Raw genomic sequence first — 3406 nt, 5'->3', positions numbered from 1 at the left:
AAACAGATAACTACACTCCACTACTACTGCATCGGCATCGGCGTCGGAGCTTCAAGCGGCGCGGTCGGTCGTGCTGTCGGCCGTGGGGCCGGCCGTGGCGTCGGCCGTCTTCATTCTGCGGACCGTGTCCAGGTAGTCGGCGATCGAGTCGCGGTTGCGGGTCAGGCAGTCGATGCGCTCGGTCAGGTGGTCGTGTTCGCGTTCCAGGATGTCGACCATTTCCGGGGTCAGGTCGTCGAAGTAGATGCTCCTGGGCTGGTCCAGGCACGGCAGGATCTGGCGGATGATTCGGGTGGGCAGTCCGGCGTCGAGCAGTCCCTTGATCTGTACGACGCGGCCCACGTGGAATTCCGCGTAGTCGCGGTAGCCGTTGTCGGAGCGGCCGGGCGAGATGAGCTGCTGTTCCTCGTAATAGCGCAGCAGCCGTCGGGAGGCTCCGGTGCGCTCTGCCAGCTCTCCGATCTTCATGGGACCGAGCCTAGGACAGCGCCGGGCGGGGTGGCGCGGCCGTCCGTTTGACCTTCACATCAATGTGAGGGTCGGAGACTCGCAGAGCAATCGGCGGTTGGAACGCAGCCGCTGACACCTGTGATGAGGAGTTCTCCCATGGCTTCCATAGCTTCCACGGCTTCGTTCGATGTCCCCGCCTTCTACGAGGAGTGGGCCCGGCAGAGCGGCCTCGTCTTCGGCGCGGTCGCCGGAGAGGGGGCCGAGAGCGTGGAGACCGTCCGGCTCGGCTACCGGAAGTTCTTCCAGGAGTCGTTCCCGCCGCCGGAGGGCGTGACCTTCGAGTCCGTGGACGCGGACGGGGTGCCCGCCGAAATCGCGGTCCCCGAGAACGCCGTCCCCGGCCGGTACATGGTCTACCTGCACGGCGGCGGCTACGTCGCGGGAGACCCGCAGGGGTACCGCGGCCTGACCGGGACCCTCGCCCGGCGGCTGCGCGCCCGCGTCCTCGTACCGGACTACCGGCTCGCGCCCGAAGCGGTCTTCCCCGCCGCCGTCGACGACTCCGTGACGGCCTACCGCTGGCTCCTGGCGCAGGGCGTCGCACCGGAAAACGTCGTGGTCGCGGGTGACTCCGCCGGTGGCGCGATGGCGGTCAGCGCTTTGGTCGCCGCCCGTGACCTGGGGCTTGAGCTGCCGGCCGCCTCGATCGCCATCTCACCCTGGGCCAACCTCGAACACACCGGGGCCTCGATGGTCACGCTCGACGGCGTCGACCCGTCCGTAAGCCGCGCGGGGCTGCGCCAGGCCGCGGACATCGCCCTCGGCAACGCCCCGCAGAGCAGCCCGCTGGCCTCGCCGGTCTTCGCCGACACCCGCGGACTGCCGCCGGTACTGATCCAGATCGGGGGGCACGAGGTGATGCTCAGCGACGCCATCCGGCTGGCGGCGAAGCTGGCCGACGACTCCGTGGCGGTGCGCCTGGACGTCGCGCCGGGGATGGGGCACGTGTGGCACCTGGTCGTCGGGCATCACCCGGCCGCGGACAAGGCGGTCGCCGATCTTGTGGCCTTCGCTGAGGAGCACCTTCCGGCGGGATGAGGCCGTTTGGCGGGAGGCTCGGTTTGTACCGGTCCATCGCGGACCGTTCCGGAAGAAGTCCCCCGACACGTCGGGAGAAAGGCACCGGTCAGGGCCGGGGCCCACGGCACCAGTCAGCCCCGTTTCGACGCCGTACGGGTCGCGTTGCAGCAGAGCTGGGACTGCGTGCGGGCGAGGAGGTCGGAGCCTCGCTGGTCGTCGACATCGGCGGTGAGCGCGTCGTCGGCCTCTGGGGCGGCCACCGCGACCCTGCCCGCAGGGCGGGGCAGAGGCGAGGCGGGGGAGGGGGAGGGGCGGGCTTGAGGGCCGCTGTCACGTTCGGCGTCGCTGCGCTGTCAGGAGTGCGGAAGCTGGAGAAAGCGGATGGCGAAAGGAGTGGTGATGGTGAAGGCCGTCATCGTGTGCGTATCGGTGTCGCACGGCAACACGCGGCGGGTCGCCGACAGCATGGCCGAGGTGCTGGGGGCGAAGGTCGTCACTCCTGAGGAGGCCGACCTGGGGGAGTTGGGCGAGGCGGATGTGGTGGGGTTCGGGTCGGGGGTCTTCTACGGGCGGCTGCATCCGCGGCTGACGGGATTCGTGAAGGGGTTGCCCGGTCCTTCCGCGACGCGGTGGGGGCGGGCGTTCGTGTTCGCGACCAGCGGGTTGCCGGGACTGCCGTTGGTGCCGTTCGCTCGTCCGCTGGGGCGAGTGCTGGAGAGCAAGGGGTTCGAGGTCGCGGGCTCGGGCGAGGGTGAGGGCGAGGGCGAGGTCGCGGGGAGTTTCTCGTGCCGGGGTTACGACACGTGGGCGCCCTTCAAGCTCGTAGGCGGCATCAATCGGCGACGGCCGAACGCCGGGGACTTGGCCGCGGCTCGGGAGTTCGCGGGGAGGGTGGGCGGCGGGGACGCCTGAGCGCGCCGGACCTGCCGGTTCGGGCCGGTTCGAGCCGGTTCGAGCCCGTGGCCTCGCCTCACATCAGGGACTTCAGCACGTCGACTTCGCAGCCCGGCGCAAACGGGTCGAACCCGTGCTCGACCAGCCAGCGAACCACCACCAGGCTGCGCAGTGCCCACCACCCGCGGATGGCGTCGAGGTCGACGTCGGTGCCGTAGCCCGCGATGACGTCGCCGAGGTGCTTCTCGTACCCGAGCGTCAAGGTGGCGAGGTCGAACAGGGCGTCGCCCTGGCCGGCCTCGGACCAGTCGATGATGGCTGTGACCTTGTCGGCGCTGTCGATGAAGACGTGCGCGATCTGGAGGTCACCGTGCGCGAACACCGGGGTCCGGGGCTGGAGCGCGGCCTGGGCGATCTGGTGGTTGCGGGCGACCAGGTCGGCGGGCAGAACGTCGTTCGTCACGAGCCGCTCGCACTCGTCGTCGAGCTCCGCCGCAAACTCTTCGAGGCCCCGACCGTGCCGGCCGGGCCAGGGCGGCAACGGCGCGTCGTGCAACGTCCGAATGGCAGCACCCGCTGCGGCCCATGCCGCGGGTGACGCGGCAGACGGCTCGCCGAGACGGCCGAGCGCCGTCCCCTCCGCCGCGGCGATCGCCAGCACGGGCGGCTTGCGCCACAGGACCTCCGGGGTCGGCACCGGCGCCAAAGCCATCGCCTCGACCTCGACATCGAGCCGCTCCTGATCGGCGTCCACCTTCAGGAACACGTCGCCGACGCGCAACGTCGCACGCTCGGAATGGGCTACGACGACTTTGACCTCATCCATGGAAGATCAGTATCCGGGGGCTGATCGCCGATGTCGCGGGGTTTATGGGGGCTGTCGCGTGTTGCTGGGTGGGGCGGTATTCGGTGTGGGTGGGTGCGGGTTTCGTCTCGGACCCTTCGGGTCCAGGGCGCTGGCTGCTGCCGCGATGGGTGGGGG

The 3406-nt window shown here is 70.2% G+C and carries 5 protein-coding genes; 2 read left to right on the top strand and 3 right to left on the bottom strand.

The window, feature by feature from the left end:
* Positions 1-51: 51 nt before the first annotated feature.
* The gene (locus ACFU99_RS38085) at positions 52-468 is read right to left on the bottom strand and encodes a MerR family transcriptional regulator (protein WP_384401610.1); all 417 of its coding nucleotides are present in this window, start codon (positions 466-468) and stop codon (positions 52-54) included.
* 138 nt (positions 469-606) lie between these two features.
* Here ACFU99_RS38085 and ACFU99_RS38080 point away from each other — a divergent pair, with 138 nt between their 5' ends.
* Positions 607-1548 carry an alpha/beta hydrolase gene (locus ACFU99_RS38080; RefSeq protein WP_384401607.1) on the top strand — a complete coding sequence of 314 codons (942 nt, stop codon included), beginning with the start codon at positions 607-609 and terminating at the stop codon, positions 1546-1548.
* A 113-nt stretch (positions 1549-1661) separates the two neighbouring features.
* On the opposite strand, the gene ACFU99_RS38075 is transcribed toward ACFU99_RS38080, so the two are convergent.
* The gene (locus tag ACFU99_RS38075) at positions 1662-1790 is read right to left on the bottom strand and encodes a hypothetical protein (RefSeq protein WP_384401604.1); all 129 of its coding nucleotides are present in this window, start codon (positions 1788-1790) and stop codon (positions 1662-1664) included.
* A gap of 121 nt (positions 1791-1911) precedes the next feature.
* Here ACFU99_RS38075 and ACFU99_RS38070 point away from each other — a divergent pair, with 121 nt between their 5' ends.
* Positions 1912-2442, top strand: coding sequence for a flavodoxin family protein (locus ACFU99_RS38070; RefSeq protein ID WP_384401602.1), 531 nt, complete (start codon positions 1912-1914; stop codon positions 2440-2442).
* 58 nt (positions 2443-2500) lie between these two features.
* On the opposite strand, the gene ACFU99_RS38065 is transcribed toward ACFU99_RS38070, so the two are convergent.
* Entirely contained in the window at positions 2501-3250 is a 750-nt protein-coding gene (locus ACFU99_RS38065) for a phosphotransferase family protein (protein ID WP_384401599.1), read from the bottom strand.
* Between the last annotated feature and the right edge of the window lie 156 nt (positions 3251-3406).

This window comes from Streptomyces sp. NPDC057654 (genome assembly GCF_042800135.1).
Taxonomy (GTDB): Bacteria; Actinomycetota; Actinomycetes; order Streptomycetales; family Streptomycetaceae; genus Streptomyces.
The sequence above is the reverse complement of the archived record's forward strand: the minus strand, read 5'-3'. Positions and strand labels throughout refer to the sequence as shown.

What these genes read in the sequence shown, in the direction of transcription:
- ACFU99_RS38085 (WP_384401610.1), bottom strand. Translation starts at nt 468, where the DNA reads ATGAAGATCGGAGAGCTGGCAGAGCGCACCGGAGCCTCCCGACGGCTG.
- ACFU99_RS38080 (WP_384401607.1), top strand. Translation starts at nt 607, where the DNA reads ATGGCTTCCATAGCTTCCACGGCTTCGTTCGATGTCCCCGCCTTCTAC.
- ACFU99_RS38070 (WP_384401602.1), top strand. Translation starts at nt 1,912, where the DNA reads ATGGCGAAAGGAGTGGTGATGGTGAAGGCCGTCATCGTGTGCGTATCG.
- ACFU99_RS38065 (WP_384401599.1), bottom strand. Translation starts at nt 3,250, where the DNA reads ATGGATGAGGTCAAAGTCGTCGTAGCCCATTCCGAGCGTGCGACGTTG.